We start from the raw sequence: 15,356 nt of genomic DNA on the forward strand, positions 1-15,356 counted from the left end.
AGAGTCGTTTTTATTTCGCCCGCAGGTGTTAGCCAGACGGGCGAATGGTCCAGATTTACTTCGTTTTCAGATCGTTTTTAACGCTTTTCACACCATCAATCGCTTTTGCGATGGACTCGGCACGTTCACTTTGCGCCTGCGAATCTACCGTACCGGAAAGCTGAACCACACCATCGGTGGTTTCCACTTTCACCTTACGGGATGGCACGATGTCATCTGCTAAAAGTTTAGCTTTGATTTCGCTGGTCGTAGCGGCATCACCGGCATAACCTTTCACCGACGCGTTTTTGCTGTCACGTACGTGCAGCTTATCGCTGACGGAGGCAACACCTTCGACGCCCTTAGCGACTTTCACCGCCTGTTCGGCCTGAGCCTGGCTTTCCACGAAGCCGCTCAGCGTGACCACTTTCTTGTCGGTCTTAACGGAAATATCGGTGCTCTTGATGGCTTCATCATCCACCAGTGCGGCTTTCACTTTTGCTGTGATTGAGCTGTCATCCATGAAATTGCCGACTTTATTCATAGAGCTATCGATTTTTTGCCCTGCGGTATCGGCCGTGGACTGTGCTTTATCCATTGTGCTGCTTTCCGCCAGGGCGGAACCGCTCACCAGAACGCTACCCAGAGTCACAGCCAGCAGAGTTTTAGAAATCTTCAGTCTTGTCATATTCATCGATCTATTCCTGTGTTGACCCGTTATTCGGGCTACATACTTCCTTAGTAGTTTTATATATTGCGAATAAACACACGGGCAAAATGGATAACCTAAAGTCATGCATTGAACAGTTAATTTATCCACGCCCGGTGTTAAACACTGAGTTAAATATAGATCACTCTCACAGAGCCGCTTTCAGAATTGGGTAAAAAACGCGCGAATAGCGTGAAATTGCGTTGAATTAAGAACATTCCGCAAGGGATTAATAAGACAGGAATTAAAGAAGAGCACGGCGGCAGCCGTGCTCTGAGAGGGGATTAGTGCTCGCGGGTTTTACGGAACTGAACGTCAGGATAACGTTCCTGCGTCAGGTTCAGGTTCACCATGGTTGGCGCGATATAGGTCAGGTTATCGCCGCCATCCAGCGCCAGCTGAATTTCGTTCTTACGCTTAAATTCTTCGAATTTCTTCACGTCGGAACACTCAACCCAGCGCGCCGTCGCCACGTTCACTGACTCGTAAATCGCTTCCACGTTGTACTCGCTCTTCAGACGCGCAACAACCACGTCGAACTGCAGCACACCGACCGCGCCAACGATCAAATCGTTGTTCGCGATCGGGCGGAACACCTGCACGGCACCCTCTTCGGAGAGCTGAACCAGGCCTTTCAGCAGCTGTTTCTGCTTCAGCGGGTCGCGCAGACGGATACGACGGAACAGCTCCGGTGCGAAGTTCGGAATACCCGTGAACTTCATCATCTCGCCCTGAGTGAAGGTATCACCGATCTGAATAGTGCCGTGGTTGTGCAGACCGATGATGTCGCCCGGATACGCTTCTTCAACGTGGGAGCGATCGCCCGCCATAAAGGTCAGCGCATCGGAAATCACCACGTCTTTACCGATACGCACCTGGCGCAGCTTCATGCCCTTTTCATATTTACCGGATACCACGCGCATAAAGGCCACGCGGTCGCGGTGTTTCGGGTCCATGTTGGCCTGAATTTTGAACACGAAGCCGGTGAACTTCTCTTCCTGCGCTTCCACTTCACGGGTGTCGGTTTTGCGCGGCATCGGGCGCGGCGCCCACTCCACCAGACCGTCCAGCATGTGGTCAACGCCGAAGTTACCCAGCGCGGTACCAAAGAAGACCGGGGTAATTTCGCCGCTCAGGAACAGCTCTTTGTCGAACTCGTGAGACGCGCCTTTTACCAGCTCCAGCTCGTCGCGCAGCTGCGCAGCCAGCTCTTCACCGACTGCCGCATCCAGATCCGGGTTGTCCAGACCTTTCACCACGCGGACTTCCTGAATGGTGTGGCCTTTACCGGTCTGATACAGGTAGGTTTCGTCTTTATAGAGGTGATACACCCCTTTGAACAGCTTACCGCAGCCAATTGGCCAGGTGATGGGCGCACAGGCGATCTTCAGCTCGCTTTCCACTTCGTCCATCACTTCCATCGGATCGCGGATGTCACGGTCGAGTTTGTTCATAAAGGTGAGGATCGGCGTATCGCGCAGACGAGTGACTTCCATCAGCTTACGTGTCCTGTCTTCTACACCTTTCGCGGCGTCGATCACCATCAGACAGCAGTCCACCGCCGTCAGGGTACGGTAAGTATCTTCGGAGAAGTCTTCGTGGCCCGGGGTGTCCAGCAGGTTCACCAGGCAGTCGTGATACGGGAACTGCATCACGGAGGTGGTAATCGAAATACCACGCTGCTTTTCCATCTCCATCCAGTCAGATTTTGCATGCTGGCTGGAGCCACGGCCTTTAACGGTACCCGCAGTCTGGATCGCCTGTCCGAACAGCAACACCTTCTCAGTGATGGTCGTTTTACCGGCATCCGGGTGCGAGATAATGGCAAAAGTGCGGCGCTTGGCCACCTCTTGCAGATAAGGAGACAACGTCATAATCAAATCTTCTTTTATAAGCGCGGCAGCACGCCACGCATCATGGAATACAAAATTGCGGCTATTTTACCCATCAATGGGGGGCAGGCAATCATTGTTTACACAGGAGTTGCTCCAGTTCGTTCAACGACGTCACGGTCCAGGTCGGCTCAATGCCTTCAGGCTTCACGCGGCCATGCGCATTGAGCCAGACGGTCGACAGACCGGCATTCATGCCGCCCAGAATATCTGACTCTGCCGTATCACCCACCATCAGTACGCGTTCGCGGTCGGGATGACCGGCCTGCGACAGCGCATAATCGAAAATACGCGGATCCGGTTTAGGTACACCCACCTCTTCCGAGATCACCAGCGCGTCGAAATGATCGCGCAGGCCGGTGCGCTCAAGGCGGATCTGCTGCAGAGCGGTAAAACCGTTGGTAATGATCCCCAGTTTCACCTTGCCTTTCAACGCATTCAGCAGGGAAACCGCGCCCGGCAGTGGCGCACAGATATCGGCCATCGCGTTCAGGAAGGCCTCATTCAGCGTCCCCGGACTGACCTTTAAACGTTCCGCCCAGACGTCAAAACGCTGGTGCTGAAGTTGTAACGCGGTGATGGCACCGTTCTGGTAATCCACCCACAGCGGCTTGTTTACCGCCTGATAGTCCTGAAAATCTTCAGCGGTGAAGGTCACGCTATAGTCGAGAAACATCCGCTGCAGGCCGCCGAACGAATCAAACGTAAACAGCGTTTCGTCGGCATCAAAGAAAATCCAGTCCCATTTCATCGTTACAACCTTATTTTTTATTATCCAATCGGCAGAGCCATTATGATGGCGTCTTCACGTCCCTCTGCGGTGGGGTAGTAGTTACGGCGGATTGTCGCCTCGTTAAAGCCTAAACTTTCATAGAGCGCGATGGCGGCGACATTCGACGCGCGCACCTCCAGCCACAGGGTGAAAACGTCACGGGTTTCGAGCTCACGGATGAGGTGCTCGAGCAGTTCTCTTCCCAGCCCACGGCGCTGGAACGCGGGATCAACCGCGATATTAAACAGCGTCGCTTCATCAAGAACAACCTGCGTGATCGCGAAGGCGGCCAGGGTGCCGTCAACGTCCAGGCGGTAGTTCAGATACCGTTCGCCCTGATTGCTGGCGAAGGTTTTTTCGCTCCACGGAAACGCGTGGGCGCGTGTTTCAATCGCAAACGCTGTGGTCAGGTCAGGCGTCGTGAGGGAAGAAATCGTGTTCATATTCGCAGATTTGTTGCCATAGCGCGCTGCGCGCTTTTGGGTTGGCTTTCAGTTCATCCAGCGCTGGCGTGCAGATCTGGCTCCCCTGGAGGGGGATCTCGTTTGTCTCTCCGATACGCCAGCTGTTACAGCGGCTATCAGGAGGAAGCATCGCGACACGCTCTGGCGTCAGCTGTAAAACCTGATCGGCCGTCATCTTCAGGCTGCGAAGGACATCATCGATCAGGGGTTCATTCAGGGCAGGCAGTTCTTCCGCCACCATCACCAGGCGAACGTGCGCAGGGATGGAAATGGCGATTTCGCCCTGCAACGCCGTCGGGCGACGCAAGGCCCACTGGGTTATGCCCAGCTGCTGCAACTGCCAGTCTCGTCGGGATGTCATAGGGAAAACTCCTGTCTCTCAGGCGCGCAAATATAGCAAATGTGTCGAAAGTGCGCCATCTACCTACTATAATCCCCGCCTGAGTTTATTGAGGAACAATTCATGTCTGCATTTACCCCGGCAAGTGAAGTCTTGCTGCGTCACAGTGATGATTTCGAAGAAAGCCGTATTCTGTTTGCCGGAGATATGCAGGATGACCTGCCTGCGCGTTTCGACTGTGCTGAAAGCCGTGCCCACACCCAATACTACCACCACTGGCAGGTGCTGAGCCGCCAGATGGGCGAGCGCGCGCGCTTTAGCCTGGTGGCGGAGCAGAGCGATATTGCCGACTGCGACACGCTGATTTACTACTGGCCGAAGAATAAACCGGAAGCCCAGTTCCAGCTGATGAACCTGCTCTCCCTGCTGCCGGTCGGCTGCGATATTTTCGTGGTGGGTGAGAACCGCAGCGGCGTGCGTAGCGCTGAACAGATGCTGGAAGGCTACGCGCCGCTGAATAAAGTCGACAGCGCTCGCCGCTGTGGTCTGTACCATGGCCGTCTGGAAAAACAGACAACGTTTGATCCACAGGCTTACTGGGACGAGTACCAGCTTGACGGTCTGACCATCAAAACCCTGCCGGGCGTGTTCAGCCGTGATGCGCTGGATACAGGTAGCAAGCTGCTGCTCTCCACTCTGACGCCGCATACCAAAGGCAAAGTGCTGGACGTGGGCTGCGGCGCGGGCGTGCTCTCTACCGTGCTCGCCAGCCATTCCCCAAAAGTACGTTTAACCCTGTGTGACGTGAGCGCCCCGGCGGTAGAAGCCAGCCGCGCAACGCTTGCCGCAAACGGCATTGAAGGCGAGGTGATTGCCAGCAACGTCTTCTCTGACATCACCGGTCGCTTCGATATGATCATCTCTAACCCGCCGTTCCACGACGGCATGGAGACCAGCCTTGAAGCCGCGCAAACGCTTATCCGTGGCGCAACCCGTCATCTTAACAGCGGCGGTGAGCTGCGTATTGTCGCTAACGCCTTCCTGGCGTACCCGAAAGTGCTGGACGAAACCTTCGGCTTCCACGAAGTGATCGCCCAGACCGGTCGCTTTAAGGTCTACCGTACCGTGATGACGCGTCAGGCAAAGAAATAATTCGCCATGCAATGCTTGCCGGATAAGCGCCAGCGCCATCCGGCAAGCAGGCGTCTCCGTTCCGGCCATTTTTGCAGCAATCAATAAAAGGCGCGCACTTTTCTGTTGACGTAAAGCTGAAAACATCTAGAATGCGCCTCCGTGGTTACGATACTTTTACAGTATCGATGGTATGCGAAGGTGGCGGAATTGGTAGACGCGCTAGCTTCAGGTGTTAGTGTCCTTTGGATGTGGGGGTTCGAGTCCCCCCCCTCGCACCATAAATCACAATGATATTGCTCGCACTGGGCGAAGGTGGCGGAATTGGTAGACGCGCTAGCTTCAGGTGTTAGTGTCCTTACGGATGTGGGGGTTCGAGTCCCCCCCCTCGCACCAACGAGGCGATATCAACAATAGTAAGATGACTGTGCGAAGGTGGCGGAATTGGTAGACGCGCTAGCTTCAGGTGTTAGTGTCCTTAGGATGTGGGGGTTCGAGTCCCCCCCCTCGCACCAATTATCTTACATCCCTTCTGAAGTACCTCTCGTTTTCCCTGTTATTTCAAACTCATCAGTATTACCAGAATTCCGCTGACCAGTGCTACACAGGATGGCAGTAAAACAAAGTGCCGAAGTTGCTTATGCCAGATCATCCCTGACGTGACTAACAGTCCTGACACAATGATCGCTTTCCAGGTATCAAGGGAGAGATCGGCAAACATCAAACCGCCGAGAATGGCTCCCGGTAGCAATACCCCCCAACCACTTCCCAGCGCCCTGTTCAACATGATCCGCCCTCTCACAACGATAATGATAACCAATATCATATGGCAGAGATTATCATTTGTCAGCTGAATGAATCAAAATCCATCGACCTTTACCTTTCCCGTAATGACAGGAATTGCCTAAGGTGATAAATTGCACACCTGTTAACAACATCTAAAGATTTTCTGATAATTACTCTTTGAGTTTTTTGCATATTTTATTGCGAAACAACACCTACTTATTTGTTTTAATTAAATTTTAATAAAAACGCACGACTATGACATCACAATCCTGGCGGTCTTTGGTTCACAGAAAATATCAATTGTCGTTACGTTTGTTTTTATTTCTGAACGCAACCTCAGCAGTGTTCTCGGTAACAAACCCGCTCAATTCTGTACGCCTGTTATCAGCCCCACTTATTGCTATTTTCTCCATCAGCACCGGGCTGTTCGTCTGGCACTGGAGAAAGAAAGCGCGGAAGATAAATATTCCTGTTGTTTCAGGGATCTTCGGTATTTTGTGGGCCTGGCAAATTGTGTCCAAATTCTCCTTAATTTCCCACGACCATGCGACGTATTTGTTAATCGCCCTCTTAACGGTGCTTTTTATCGGAACGCTGGCATTCGCCAGTAATATCAAAGCATTTACGCTGCACTCATTGCCCACCTTTATTGTCTGCCTGTGGCTAAGCGATCACGATATATGGCTGAGAATGACCTATTCTTTCGCACTTCCTGTGGTAGCAATTGCTATTCATAACATTTTGCAAAGACGTAACGATCGTTTCGCTCAGGAATTGCTCTCACGCCTGCTGGAAGAGCGAGAAACCCTTACCGATCTCAGCATGATGGACCCGCTCACCGGGCTCTATAATCGTCGCGGTCTGCAAAGCCGTCTGGAGAACCTGCCGACGGTAGAAAATGGCGAGCACTTTGTCCTGCTGATGGATATCGATCACTTCAAAGCTTATAACGACCATTATGGCCATATGATGGGCGACCAGGCGCTGAAACGCGTCTCTGCGGCAATCCGCGACGCCGTGCGTTCTCGTGATATTGTGGCGCGTTTTGGCGGGGAAGAGTTTATGGTGCTGCTAACCAATATTTCACTCGAACATGCTCGCCAGACGGCCGAGCGGATCCGTCAGAAAGTCTACGATTTGAAAATCCCGCATCTGTTTAACGAGAGTGTCGCGACAAACGTCACCATCAGCATTGGTATTGCTATTTTCGAGGATGAAGACGTGGAAGGCGCGCTGGAAAAAGCGGACAAAGCCCTCTACGAAGCAAAGCATATGGGGCGCAATAATATTCTGTTGAGTGAAGAGCTGCAGTCGGCGTAAACATCACGGCGATGTCACCAGGACAAAAGTCTTGCCATTGGTATGAGCAATAGTTAGGATTGGCAATCATTATCATTTAGATTTCTATCTATACTATGGCCACGCATACCGCACACATCGTCGAACCCCTCCTCTGGCGAGCGCCCCTCACCAGCGGGAATGCTTCGCTTGCGGATGCCATACGGGATAAGATTGCGGAGACTCGCGCCCACCTGCTGGACTTTATCCGGCTTGATGAAGCGCACCCGCACCACGCCATGACGCTCTCAGAGTGGCGACAGCCGACAAAACTGCAATCGCTGCTGGCCACCTATTCCGACCATATCTATCGCAATCAGCCCACCCTTACGCGGGAAAATAAACCTCTGCTCTCTCTCTGGGCACAGTGGTATATCGGGCTGATGGTGCCTCCCCTCATGCTGGCGCTGTTAACGCAAAAGAGCATGCTGGAACTCTCGCCGGATAATTTCCACGTTGAGTTTCACGAAACCGGGCGTGCAGCCTGTTTCTGGATTGATCTCCACGAAGACCACAACGCTGAGCGCCTGACGGCTCAGGAACGTATGGAGCGGCTTATCATGCAGGCCCTGATCCCGGTGGTAGAAGCGCTTGAAGCGACGGGAGAGATTAACGCGAAGCTTATCTGGAGCAATACGGGCTATTTAATCCACTGGTATTTAACGGAAATGAAGCCTCTGCTTGGTGATGAGAACGTTGATGCCCTGCGTCAGTCCTGTTTCTTTGCAAAACAGCTTTCCGATGGCCGTGACAACCCGTTATTCCGTACCGTCGTGCTCCGTGATGGGCTTCTGGTCCGTCGCACCTGCTGCCAGCGCTACCGCCTGCCGGACGTTAAGCAGTGCGGAGATTGCACGCTGAAGTAGTGCAGTGAATTGCCCGGTGGCGCTGCGCTTACCGGGCCTACAAAAACTAAAAACGGCAACATGAGTTGCCGTTTTGCTTTTACCTAGGCCACCTGCTGATTGTCCTCTTCCGCGTTACGCTGCGCTTCTTCCGCTTCCTGCTCCAGCAGCTGCTTCTCGTACACTTTGAAGAACGGGTAGTAGATGATTGCCGATACGCAGGCCAGAACCACAACCAGAATAGCCGCGCGGAAATCCCAGCCCAGAGCCCACGCTGCGCCTATCGGCGCCGGTGCCGTCCAGGGAACCACTGAGATGACGCGGCCAATCAGATCAAACGTCATCGCCGCCCAGGCCAGCACGGCATTTACCATCGGTGCCAGCAGGAACGGAATAAAGAACACCGGGTTCATCACAATCGGCGTACCGAAAATGACGGGTTCGTTGATGTTAAAGAAGCTGGGTACCACGCTCAAACGCCCGATAGAGCGTAAATGCGCTGAACGGCTACGCAGATAGCAAATCACCAGCCCCATCGTGGCTCCCGACCCGCCAATCACGATAAAGAATGTCCAGAACGCCTCCATAAAAATATGCGGCAGAGGCTGGCTGGCGGCCAGCGCGGTCTGGTTAGCGCCCAGGTTAGTCAGCCAGAACATCTGCAGCATCCCGGAGACGATGGCGGCTCCGTGGATCCCGGCGAACCACAGCAGATGGCCAATCAGCACGGCCAGCAGGATCGCAGGCAGAGAATCCGCTGCGGAAACCAGAGGTTTAAAGACCGACATAATGGCCTGCGGGATCAGCATGCCAAACTGAGACTGAATGACCAGGCTCAGAGGATAGAGCGTCAACACCACCACCAGCACCGGGATCAGCAGATCAAAAGAGTTTTTGATCATCGGAGGAACCTGGTCCGGCAGACGAATACCGATATTATGCGCTTTGAGGAAACGCATCATCTCAACGCAGTAGATCGCCACCAGAATCGCGGTAAAAATACCCGTCCCACCCAGGCTGTCGACAGGAAGCGTGCCTTTGGTTTTCGGTGCCGCGACCAGCAGAAACGCCATCAGCGACAGCATGGCGCACATAAACGGGTCTAACTGGTGCGATTTGACATAGTGTTTGCCAAGGTTATAGGCAATGGCCGCACAGATATAAATGGACATAACGCCCATCGTCATATCAAACGGCGTCAGGATCTGGCCTTCAAACTGCTTCGCCATATCCAGCCAGGCGCGGGCGAAACCCCAGGTGGTATCAGGCGAAAACGGTGGGTAAGCGAACACTAACAGAAATGAACCCACAATCATAAATGGCATCGCGGAGATGAACCCATCACGAATAGCCATGACATGACGCTGGGAGGAGATCCGCCCGGCAATCGGGCTAACGTAATTTTCAACAAAACGGAATATCAGGTTAAACGCAGCATGGTTGGCAGACATGGCAGATCTCCTGTCAGACGTTTATTACGGGCACATTTGCGCCGCACGTTGTTCCATAAATCAGCTTCACAACCTTGCTGGCTTGTGTACCAGTGGTACTGCTCAGACGGAATGGTTTCATAATTTGCTCTTATTATTGGATACAGGGGACGTTACGTACTCAGTATTAATCGACGCATCACGCTCTGCAACCGGTTACTGTAACCGGTTTCCGTGATTGTGAAGAGGATCCAGAAATCAGCCGTTCGGGATATTTGTTACGTAAGAGATATTTACAGAGCATAAATTCTTATGACAGATTACGCAGGATATTTGTCAGGAGGAAACAATGAGTTTGCAGTCTGTACAGCAGTTTTTTGCCGACAACGCGCCGGATATAGACGTAATTGAACTTAGCCAGAGTACCGCTACCGTTGCGTTGGCTGCTGCCGCCCACTGTGTTGAACCGGGACAGATCGCCAAGACCTTATCCTTAAAGGTGAAAAATGAGGTGATTCTGGTGGTGGCGAAAGGTGATGCGCGTCTGGATAACAAAAAGCTAAAAGACACGTTTGGTGCGAAAGCGCGCATGCTCAGCAGTGATGAAGTGGTGACCATCACCGGTCATCCCGTTGGCGGTGTGTGCCCCTTCGGACTGGAAAATCCGCTTGCGGTTTACTGCGATATCTCGTTAAAGCAGTACGCCGAAGTGCTGCCCGCCGCAGGTGCAATTCATAGCGCCGTGCGTATTTCACCTGACAGAATGGCAGAGCTGACTTCCGCAAAGTGGGTTGATGTTTGCATCTGATTGATGCGCCAGAGCCTGTCTGGCGCGCAACAGGCAGGTTATAAAAAGGTCGGCTTGCTGAGTGCCGAACTTCGCGGTTCCCTTGCCGGAAGGTGGGTAATAATATCCGCCGCATCAAGCAAGCCCACATCGGAATTCACCCCCAGCTTCACCATCGCATTAAACTTATGCGCCCGGATGGTCTTAATATTGCGTTCAAGCTGTGCCGCGATTTGAGGAATGGAATAGCCGCAAGACATATAACGCAATATTGCCCGTTCCGTTGGGCTTAACATTCTGTTTTGACTCCGGTACCAGTGATTCATCATATTGTCATTGATGCGCAGCGTTTCACTCAACAACACCATGAGTTCCTCCTGCAGATGGTCAAGCGTCAGCGATTTACTGACCACACCGTGAAGTCGTGACGGCGAAAGATGGCTAATTAACCGTGCTTCCGTCTCATCAGCGACCAGGATAATGCGCTGGATATGACCATGCGTAAACGCGAGATCCCGCAGGTGCGCCAGACAGTTACGACGTTCTTCTCGCGCATCGGAAAGTGAATAGATCAGCGAGAAAAAATTGACGTGCTGAAGTGCTTTCTTAAAGCTGTCAAATTCGCTAAACAGATGCAGCTGATAATGATTCAGGCCGGGCATCGCAAAAAGATGCTGTAGCCCAACAGCACTCATCGTGCAATTTTCGACGATGGCGATATGTCTTGTTGAATCGGTTTTTTCCATTCCTCGAACTCTCCATAGGCTGACATCAAACTCAGCTCTCTCATTCCCTGCGAACTGTTGATCCAGGCGTACATATCGGCATTACTGCGTAATGACAGCCGTCGCATCGCACTGTTTTTCTGCGCACTGATGGTTTTATTGCTCTTCTTGAGCAATGTGGCGATTTGGTTAATCCCCCATCCTTTACCTAACAGACGCAATACCTTGCGTTCGGAGTGCGTGAGCGCAATAACGTGTTCGTCTTCATCCTCCGTACTTTTAGGTTCCGGGGTTAATAACGTCTGGCTTATCCGCTCTGCCCGCTCGCTACCTGCCCGAATAGCGTTAACCACGCCTTCAATGGGCTCCATATCAGACAGCAACGTACTTTCCGGGCGCATAAGCAACTCAACCGCAATAGGGTAAAGCGGCCGCGAAACTAAAAAGATCCAGTGAATATCCCGGTATTGATTCAATAAACCGTAATACTCTTCGAGGGTGCCCCGAGGATTCCTGTATTCACCTGAAATATCGGCAATAATGACATCTGCGCGGCGTAACTGGAGCAGCGTTAACTCCTGCAGCGAGCGGCAATAGGTCAATTCAAAATCCGGGAAATGGCGTGCCATCACGCCCCCTAACCCGTTTTGCATTACGGGTATCCGGCTAATGACAACGCCATGTTTACCATGCAATGACAACATAGACCCCTCCGTGTCCATTCTTCATTTGATGAGTCACGTTAAGACGCATCAATGTATGGGTATTTTCGTCCCTGAGTGTAAAACTGATTAATACAAGCAGAAGATGAGATGTGTTCTTAGTTTAAGAAATGCCTAAAACAACGGTAATATCTCATAAAGCGCAAACAAATTTAATTGCGGAGCCATTAAAATAACGACAATATAAAATTAGAATAACTAAATACAAATATTTTATATTTTCACATTAATAATTCACTGCATTGATAAATTAATCCAGCCCCCTTTCGCGATACGGGCTGCAACTGTTTGCATAAACCTTGATCTGGCCCACAGCAAGAGGCACTGCACTTTGTGCTAAAAGTAATCACTATGGGCCAACCGGCAACTTTCCATCTTCTTCAGGACAATACATGCAGGCAGATCGGTCAACGCAGCGTGCTATCACGCGGCTATGTATTCAGTGCGGTCTTTTTCTGCTCCAGCACGGCGCGGAAAGCGCGCTGGTTGAGGAGCTTTCCACCCGGCTGGGACTGGCGCTGGGTATGGATAGCGTTGAAAGCGCGATCTCATCCAACGCCATTGTGCTGACCACGATCAAAGACGGTCAGTGCCTGACCTCCACCCGCAAAAACCATGACCGTGGCATTAACATGCACGTCGTGACCGAAGTGCAGCACATTGTCATCCTTGCTGAACATAAGCTTCTCGATCTCCATGAAATTGAAAAACGGTTCAACCAAATTAAGCCATTACGTTATCCGCGCTGGCTTGTCGTGTTGATGGTAGGGCTGTCGTGCGCCTGCTTTTGTAAGCTCAATAAAGGCGGCTGGGACGGCGCGATCGTCACCTTTTTCGCCAGCAGTATCGCCATGTATGTTCGCCAGCTGCTGACGCACAGACAGCTGCATCCGCAAATTAACTTCTGCATTACCGCGTTTGTCGCCACCACAGTTTCCGGCCTGCTTCTGCGCCTGCCGCAGTTTGCTAACACCCCGACGATTGCCATGGCCGCCAGCGTGCTTCTGCTGGTCCCAGGCTTTCCGTTGATCAACGCCGTCGCCGACATGTTTAAAGGGCACATCAATACCGGTCTGGCACGCTGGGCTATCGCCAGCCTGCTGACGCTGGCGACCTGCATTGGCGTGGTCATGGCCATGACACTCTGGGGGTTACGCGGATGGGCGTGATAGATTTTCTGCTGGCGCTGGCGCAGGACATGCTTCTGGCCGCCATTCCTGCCGTCGGCTTTGCGATGGTATTTAACGTTCCGCAACGCGCGCTGCCGTGGTGTGCGCTGCTGGGCGCGATTGGCCATGGCTCGCGAATGGTGATGATGACCGCGGGTTTTAACATCGAATGGTCAACATTCATGGCGTCTATGCTGGTCGGCAGTATCGGCATCCAGTGGTCGCGCTGGTATCTGGCGCATCCCAAAGTATTCACCGTCGCCGCCGTGATCCCGATGTTCCCGGGCATATCTGCGTATACGGCGATGATTTCCGCGGTGAAAATCAGCCATTTTGGCTACACCGAGCCTCAGATGATCCTCCTCCTGAGCAACTTTCTTAAAGCGTCGTCCATCGTCGGCGCGCTCTCTATCGGGCTGTCGATCCCCGGACTATGGCTATACCGCAAACGCCCACGCGTTTGATATTTGTGTTATTTCGCTGCCATGGAGATAATCCTTCTGGTCCGTTTGGTGAAAATAAGGAAAGGATGTGGCTAACCCTGGCAGCGAACACCCCGAGCACAGTGAAGAATCCAGCCTGAAAGAGAAAATTTTTCAGAGCGCCATCGCGCTTTTTGCCGAGTATGGATTGAACGGTGCCCGCATGGAGCAGATCGCGGAGAAAGCGGGTACCACCAAACGCATGGTGGTTTACCATTTTAAGAATAAAGAGAATCTCTATCTCCTGGTGCTGGAACACGTTTACACCCAGATTCGCGCCAGTGAAAAAGCGCTAAGCCTGGCGGGAATGCCCCCCGTCGAAGCGTTGGTCGACCTGGTTGAAGCCACCTTTGACTATCATGCCGACCATCCAGACTACATCCGGATTATCTGCATGGAAAACATGCAGCGTGGCCGCTTTATGCAGCAGTCGAGCTATCTTCGCCAGGTCAACCGCAGCGCGCTCGACCTGCTGGAGGAGATCCTTCGCCGGGGTAAAGAAAAACAGCTCTTCAGCCAGACGGTCGACGCCCGCGATCTTCACCGCCTGATAAGCAGCTTCAGCTTTCACTACGTAGCCAACAGCTACACCTTCACGCTCCTGTTTGAAGACGGTGCGGACGAACAGGCTCAGCGCCAGCACTACCGCAAAATGGCCGTTCAGGTAGCGCTCCGCTACACCTGCCCATAAAATTGCTTGCAATTAAATCGCGCACTATCTATATTCATTACATGAACGCGAAAACGAACGACGCAACCGCTGCGCTCAAGCTGGATAACCAGCTCTGCTTTGCCCTCTATTCGGCAAATCTGGCGCTTAACAAGCTGTACCGGCAACTGCTGGCACCGCTGAACCTGACCTACCCGCAATACCTGGTGATGCTGGTGCTGTGGGAGCAGGATGATATGACGGTGTCGGACATCGGCGAACGGCTGTTTCTGGACTCTGCGACCCTGACGCCGCTGTTGAAACGGCTGGAAGGCGCCGGGCTCATCAACCGTCACCGTTCGCGTAAAGACGAACGTCAGGTCGCCGTCACCCTGAGTGAAGCGGGACGTGAACTTCAGCAGCAGGCATTGGGTATCCCCCATGCGGTGGGTTGCGCAGCGCAGTGTGATACCGACACCCTGCTGGCGCTCAAACAGCAGCTCGAACTTTTTCGACAACAGCTACACCGCGCGTAAAGCTATACTTTACGCGTGATTATTACCCAGATACATCGCACACTATTCAATAGCGCACATTAAAGTAAGATGAGGAATCTGCCATGTCTTTAGAAAAAGTCGTTTATACCGCCAAAGCCAAAGCAACCGGTGGCCGTGACGGTCGTGCCACCTCTTCCGATGGCGTACTGGACGTAAAACTGGGCGTGCCAAAAGAGATGGGCGGCATGGGGGGAGAAGTGACGAACCCTGAGCAGCTGTTTGCTGCCGGCTACTCTGCCTGCTTCCTGGGCGCGATGAAGTTCGTGGCCGCGCGCGACAAATTTACCCTGCCAAAAGATGCCTTTATTGAAGGCGAAGTGGGTATTGGCCCGCTGCCAACCGGTTTTGGTATCGAAGCAAAACTGAATATCCACGTTGAGGGGATGGATCCCGCGGAAGCCAAAAAGCTGGTCGATGCGGCGCACATTGTTTGCCCGTACTCTAACGCGACCCGCGGCAACATCGACGTGACCCTGAATATCATCGCGTGATAAATGCCTGATGGCGCTGCGCTTATCAGACCTACGACTGTAGCCCCGGTAAGCGCAGCGCCACCGGGGAAATCCCCTCCATCCCCTC

Annotated in this window: 18 protein-coding genes and 3 tRNA genes; 12 read left to right on the forward strand and 9 right to left on the reverse strand. The window is 52.7% G+C overall.

Translation table 11 applies throughout. The features are described from left to right. Nucleotides 1-55: 55 nt before the first annotated feature. The 5 genes from osmY to FU672_RS14225 all read right to left on the reverse strand — a co-directional run bounded on the left by osmY (nucleotide 56) and on the right by FU672_RS14225 (nucleotide 4,177). Nucleotides 56-673: a molecular chaperone OsmY gene (gene osmY / locus FU672_RS14205; protein ID WP_028016591.1), complete on the reverse strand. Its 618-nt coding sequence runs from the start codon at nucleotides 671-673 to the stop codon at nucleotides 56-58. A 299-nt stretch (nucleotides 674-972) separates the two neighbouring features. Then, on the reverse strand, nucleotides 973-2,562 hold the full coding sequence (gene prfC, locus FU672_RS14210; protein ID WP_148243701.1) for a peptide chain release factor 3: 1,590 nt from the start codon (nucleotides 2,560-2,562) through the stop codon (nucleotides 973-975). Between the two features lie 91 nt (nucleotides 2,563-2,653). Continuing rightward, nucleotides 2,654-3,331, reverse strand: coding sequence for a pyrimidine 5'-nucleotidase (yjjG, locus tag FU672_RS14215; RefSeq protein ID WP_148243702.1), 678 nt, complete (start codon nucleotides 3,329-3,331; stop codon nucleotides 2,654-2,656). A 20-nt stretch (nucleotides 3,332-3,351) separates the two neighbouring features. Beyond that, nucleotides 3,352-3,795, reverse strand: coding sequence for a ribosomal protein S18-alanine N-acetyltransferase (gene rimI / locus FU672_RS14220; protein WP_125914397.1), 444 nt, complete (start codon nucleotides 3,793-3,795; stop codon nucleotides 3,352-3,354). Further along, nucleotides 3,764-4,177, reverse strand: a complete 414-nt coding sequence (locus FU672_RS14225) for a DNA polymerase III subunit psi (protein ID WP_029740017.1) — start codon at nucleotides 4,175-4,177, stop codon at nucleotides 3,764-3,766. The genes rimI and FU672_RS14225 overlap by 32 nt, the downstream gene beginning before the upstream one ends. Before the next feature lie 102 nt (nucleotides 4,178-4,279). Here FU672_RS14225 and rsmC point away from each other — a divergent pair, with 102 nt between their 5' ends. The 4 genes from rsmC to FU672_RS14245 all read left to right on the forward strand — a co-directional run bounded on the left by rsmC (nucleotide 4,280) and on the right by FU672_RS14245 (nucleotide 5,802). Then, nucleotides 4,280-5,308: a 16S rRNA (guanine(1207)-N(2))-methyltransferase RsmC gene (rsmC, locus tag FU672_RS14230; RefSeq protein WP_032660827.1), complete on the forward strand. Its 1,029-nt coding sequence runs from the start codon at nucleotides 4,280-4,282 to the stop codon at nucleotides 5,306-5,308. Between the two features lie 174 nt (nucleotides 5,309-5,482). Further along, nucleotides 5,483-5,568 (forward strand) — tRNA-Leu (locus FU672_RS14235). 28 nt (nucleotides 5,569-5,596) lie between these two features. Further along, nucleotides 5,597-5,683, forward strand: a tRNA-Leu gene (locus tag FU672_RS14240). A 33-nt stretch (nucleotides 5,684-5,716) separates the two neighbouring features. Continuing rightward, nucleotides 5,717-5,802, forward strand: a tRNA-Leu gene (locus FU672_RS14245). 41 nt (nucleotides 5,803-5,843) lie between these two features. Here the strand turns inward: FU672_RS14245 and FU672_RS14250 are convergent. Continuing rightward, complete coding sequence (locus tag FU672_RS14250; protein WP_187360817.1) at nucleotides 5,844-6,113, reverse strand: DUF1435 domain-containing protein; 270 nt, start codon at nucleotides 6,111-6,113, stop codon at nucleotides 5,844-5,846. Nucleotides 6,114-6,328: 215 nt separating this feature from the next. Here FU672_RS14250 and FU672_RS14255 point away from each other — a divergent pair, with 215 nt between their 5' ends. Both FU672_RS14255 and fhuF read left to right on the forward strand, forming a co-directional pair. Continuing rightward, nucleotides 6,329-7,393 (forward strand): GGDEF domain-containing protein, encoded by a 1,065-nt coding sequence (locus tag FU672_RS14255; protein ID WP_148243703.1) that lies wholly within the window; start codon nucleotides 6,329-6,331, stop codon nucleotides 7,391-7,393. Nucleotides 7,394-7,488: 95 nt separating this feature from the next. Beyond that, nucleotides 7,489-8,277 (forward strand): siderophore-iron reductase FhuF, encoded by a 789-nt coding sequence (fhuF, locus tag FU672_RS14260; protein WP_148243704.1) that lies wholly within the window; start codon nucleotides 7,489-7,491, stop codon nucleotides 8,275-8,277. An 83-nt stretch (nucleotides 8,278-8,360) separates the two neighbouring features. Here the strand turns inward: fhuF and FU672_RS14265 are convergent, their stop codons facing one another. Beyond that, on the reverse strand, nucleotides 8,361-9,707 hold the full coding sequence (locus FU672_RS14265; protein WP_148243705.1) for a PTS sugar transporter subunit IIC: 1,347 nt from the start codon (nucleotides 9,705-9,707) through the stop codon (nucleotides 8,361-8,363). Between the two features lie 328 nt (nucleotides 9,708-10,035). Here FU672_RS14265 and FU672_RS14270 point away from each other — a divergent pair, with 328 nt between their 5' ends. After that, nucleotides 10,036-10,494 (forward strand): YbaK/EbsC family protein, encoded by a 459-nt coding sequence (locus tag FU672_RS14270; protein ID WP_148243706.1) that lies wholly within the window; start codon nucleotides 10,036-10,038, stop codon nucleotides 10,492-10,494. 38 nt (nucleotides 10,495-10,532) lie between these two features. Here the strand turns inward: FU672_RS14270 and bglJ are convergent, their stop codons facing one another. Together bglJ and FU672_RS14280 are read right to left on the reverse strand one after the other, a co-directional pair. Continuing rightward, nucleotides 10,533-11,168 (reverse strand): DNA-binding transcriptional activator BglJ, encoded by a 636-nt coding sequence (gene bglJ / locus FU672_RS14275; RefSeq protein WP_148243746.1) that lies wholly within the window; start codon nucleotides 11,166-11,168, stop codon nucleotides 10,533-10,535. Next, entirely contained in the window at nucleotides 11,165-11,902 is a 738-nt protein-coding gene (locus FU672_RS14280) for a helix-turn-helix transcriptional regulator (RefSeq protein WP_148243707.1), read from the reverse strand. Before FU672_RS14280 ends, bglJ begins: the two co-directional genes overlap by 4 nt. Before the next feature lie 410 nt (nucleotides 11,903-12,312). Between FU672_RS14280 and FU672_RS14285 the strand changes: the two genes are divergently transcribed. The 5 genes from FU672_RS14285 (at nucleotide 12,313) to FU672_RS14305 (ending at nucleotide 15,268) form a co-directional block, all read left to right on the forward strand. After that, the gene (locus FU672_RS14285) at nucleotides 12,313-13,089 is read left to right on the forward strand and encodes a threonine/serine exporter family protein (protein WP_148243708.1); all 777 of its coding nucleotides are present in this window, start codon (nucleotides 12,313-12,315) and stop codon (nucleotides 13,087-13,089) included. Then, nucleotides 13,080-13,553 carry a threonine/serine exporter gene (locus FU672_RS14290; RefSeq protein WP_020885295.1) on the forward strand — a complete coding sequence of 158 codons (474 nt, stop codon included), beginning with the start codon at nucleotides 13,080-13,082 and terminating at the stop codon, nucleotides 13,551-13,553. Before FU672_RS14285 ends, FU672_RS14290 begins: the two co-directional genes overlap by 10 nt. Before the next feature lie 67 nt (nucleotides 13,554-13,620). After that, on the forward strand, nucleotides 13,621-14,262 hold the full coding sequence (locus FU672_RS14295) for a TetR/AcrR family transcriptional regulator (protein ID WP_029740024.1): 642 nt from the start codon (nucleotides 13,621-13,623) through the stop codon (nucleotides 14,260-14,262). Nucleotides 14,263-14,303: 41 nt separating this feature from the next. Further along, a complete protein-coding gene (locus FU672_RS14300; RefSeq protein ID WP_148243709.1) occupies nucleotides 14,304-14,756 on the forward strand; it encodes a MarR family winged helix-turn-helix transcriptional regulator in 453 nt (150 codons plus the stop codon). 83 nt (nucleotides 14,757-14,839) lie between these two features. Beyond that, nucleotides 14,840-15,268: an organic hydroperoxide resistance protein gene (locus FU672_RS14305; RefSeq protein WP_023310299.1), complete on the forward strand. Its 429-nt coding sequence runs from the start codon at nucleotides 14,840-14,842 to the stop codon at nucleotides 15,266-15,268. Nucleotides 15,269-15,356 lie beyond the last annotated feature (88 nt).

This window comes from Enterobacter asburiae, assembly GCF_008080435.1.
GTDB lineage: Bacteria > Pseudomonadota > Gammaproteobacteria > Enterobacterales > Enterobacteriaceae > Enterobacter > Enterobacter asburiae_C.

Bases quoted from the DNA above. Each gene is read 5' to 3' on its own strand.
- FU672_RS14285 (WP_148243708.1), top strand. From the start codon at position 12,313: ATGCAGGCAGATCGGTCAACGCAGCGTGCTATCACGCGGCTATGTATT.
- yjjG (WP_148243702.1), bottom strand. From the start codon at position 3,331: ATGAAATGGGACTGGATTTTCTTTGATGCCGACGAAACGCTGTTTACG.
- FU672_RS14265 (WP_148243705.1), bottom strand. From the start codon at position 9,707: ATGTCTGCCAACCATGCTGCGTTTAACCTGATATTCCGTTTTGTTGAA.
- FU672_RS14280 (WP_148243707.1), bottom strand. From the start codon at position 11,902: ATGTTGTCATTGCATGGTAAACATGGCGTTGTCATTAGCCGGATACCC.
- FU672_RS14300 (WP_148243709.1), top strand. From the start codon at position 14,304: ATGAACGCGAAAACGAACGACGCAACCGCTGCGCTCAAGCTGGATAAC.
- fhuF (WP_148243704.1), top strand. From the start codon at position 7,489: ATGGCCACGCATACCGCACACATCGTCGAACCCCTCCTCTGGCGAGCG.
- osmY (WP_028016591.1), bottom strand. From the start codon at position 673: ATGAATATGACAAGACTGAAGATTTCTAAAACTCTGCTGGCTGTGACT.
- rimI (WP_125914397.1), bottom strand. From the start codon at position 3,795: ATGAACACGATTTCTTCCCTCACGACGCCTGACCTGACCACAGCGTTT.
- rsmC (WP_032660827.1), top strand. From the start codon at position 4,280: ATGTCTGCATTTACCCCGGCAAGTGAAGTCTTGCTGCGTCACAGTGAT.
- FU672_RS14250 (WP_187360817.1), bottom strand. From the start codon at position 6,113: ATGATATTGGTTATCATTATCGTTGTGAGAGGGCGGATCATGTTGAAC.
- prfC (WP_148243701.1), bottom strand. From the start codon at position 2,562: ATGACGTTGTCTCCTTATCTGCAAGAGGTGGCCAAGCGCCGCACTTTT.
- FU672_RS14270 (WP_148243706.1), top strand. From the start codon at position 10,036: ATGAGTTTGCAGTCTGTACAGCAGTTTTTTGCCGACAACGCGCCGGAT.
- FU672_RS14255 (WP_148243703.1), top strand. From the start codon at position 6,329: ATGACATCACAATCCTGGCGGTCTTTGGTTCACAGAAAATATCAATTG.
- bglJ (WP_148243746.1), bottom strand. From the start codon at position 11,168: ATGAGTGCTGTTGGGCTACAGCATCTTTTTGCGATGCCCGGCCTGAAT.
- FU672_RS14305 (WP_023310299.1), top strand. From the start codon at position 14,840: ATGTCTTTAGAAAAAGTCGTTTATACCGCCAAAGCCAAAGCAACCGGT.
- FU672_RS14290 (WP_020885295.1), top strand. From the start codon at position 13,080: ATGGGCGTGATAGATTTTCTGCTGGCGCTGGCGCAGGACATGCTTCTG.
- FU672_RS14225 (WP_029740017.1), bottom strand. From the start codon at position 4,177: ATGACATCCCGACGAGACTGGCAGTTGCAGCAGCTGGGCATAACCCAG.